Annotated in this window: 2 protein-coding genes; both read right to left on the bottom strand. The window is 73.3% G+C overall.

Features of this window, described 5'->3' with window-relative positions; all coding sequences use genetic code 11:
• Positions 1-171: 171 nt before the first annotated feature.
• Positions 172-975, bottom strand: coding sequence for a hypothetical protein (locus ACYVE9_RS25430; protein ID WP_461030238.1), 804 nt, complete (start codon positions 973-975; stop codon positions 172-174).
• A gap of 335 nt (positions 976-1,310) precedes the next feature.
• On the bottom strand, positions 1,311-1,655 hold the full coding sequence (locus tag ACYVE9_RS25435) for a hypothetical protein (protein ID WP_461030239.1): 345 nt from the start codon (positions 1,653-1,655) through the stop codon (positions 1,311-1,313).
• Between the last annotated feature and the right edge of the window lie 100 nt (positions 1,656-1,755).

The following is a 1,755-nucleotide window of genomic DNA, read 5'->3' on the forward strand; positions in this document are numbered from 1 at the left end:
ACCCAGCGCCGAAATGCACGACAAGCTCGCCGGACAACTCACCGCCGGCCACTGAGCCCGGGTCCGGCGGCGCTCCCGGGCGGGCCCGTCAGCGGTCCGTCGGGCCGGCGCTCACTCCAGCGCTCACCGCGGTGCTGGAGTGGTGTGCGCCGTCCGGCGGCTCGGCTGCGCTCACTGCTCCAGCAGCTGCTTGAGCACCGCCAACCGCTCTCGCCAGTACGTTTTTATGCGGCCGGCGGCTTCGGCGTTCGGGATCCTGATGTGCTGCACGGCCACCTGGGCTCTGCCGTCCCCCTTGGTCACGAGGCCGACCACGATCCGGGTGCCGTCCTCCTCCCAGTCCGCGCGGAAGCTCCGGGGAGGAGTCGCGGTACGCACCCTGATTGATGCGTCGGGCAGCCACTGTGCGCGCAGGTGCTCGTCGGCGAACGCCTGGTGGAGCCGCTCGGCCGGGACGGCGACGGTCTTCGTGGCGCTGACGGAGAACGTGCCGTCCGTTCGTTGGCCGGGAGCCCGCAGGCCACGGGCCTGCTCGTAGGCCACGGTGATGCTCTGCGCCCACCAGCCGTCCACCTGGTGCACCTCGACGAGCCGACGGGCGATCTCGGTGTGGGCGAGCGCCCCGGCGCCCCAGGCATCGAGCAGCGTGAACCACTCGTCCGTGCCTCGGCCGGTGCGCTTCCGGACGGTTTCGTCGGGCAGCCGCAGTGCCTGGACGGCTGCGTTCTCCAGGCCGGAGGGCTCCGGGTGCCGCGTCTGCGGGCGCCGTGACTCCGGGGGGTGAGTCTGCGGGCGCTGTGTCTCCGGGGCGGGGGTTCCCGGGCTCGACGCCTGAAGCTCGGCGGGATCGGGGCCCGGGGCGGCCCCGGACGTACCCGGCTTGCCCAGGAGCTGGCGGCGGGCCGTGGTGTAGCTCTCGCCCGTCTTCTCCATGCGGCTGCGGATGCGTGTCTTGAACGTCTTCTGCCTCGTCATTGCATGCTCCCTGTCGACGGCGCGGCCACAGGACTCACGCTTCTGTCGACCCCGCCGGATCAGGCATGCAACCGGCACCCCGAGAACTCGTGGTTCCCTTTGCCTCCACAGCGCCGGTGGCGTGAGCACCGGAATCGGAAGTGTGGCGCGGGACAGCGCCTTCTTCAGAGTACGTAGCCGCTCCGCCCCAGGCAACGGCGTGCGGGATGGGCGCGTGCACCCCCTGACGGCCCCGCACGCGCCCCCGGGCCCGGCCTCGGCAGGCTTGCCGGGGAGTCGGGGAGTCGGGGAGTCGGGGAGTCGGGGAGTCGGGAGCGGGGGCAGCCGGCGGGGGATCAGTCCGCGCGGCGGCGCAGCGCGGTGCAGGCGATCAGGGAGCGGCTGTCCTCGGCGAGGAACACCATGAACGACCAGGCGCGGTCGGGGGAGTCGATGCGCCCCAGCCTGGCCTGGAACGGGCCGTGCAGCTCCAGCAGCCGCACGGCTCGTTCCAGGCCCAGGGTCTCGATGCCCTTGCGCAGCGCGTGCCGGTGGCGGCGTTCGTAGAGGCCGGCGAGTGCGGTGGCGGGCGACGTGCCGTCCCAGACCACGTAGTCGCCGCCGTGGCGCAGCGCGGTGAGGGCTCGGCAGGTGGTGTCGGCGCCGTCGGTGAGCAGGCGGGCCAGTCGGCTGCGGTTCACGGCAGTTGCTCCCCTGAGTCGTGGAACGAAGGAGTCGCCGGTCCGGGACCCGATCCGGCGGCGCCGGACCCCGGCCGGCCACCCGGCCCGGACCGGTCCG

The organism is Streptomyces sparsus, assembly GCF_054776295.1.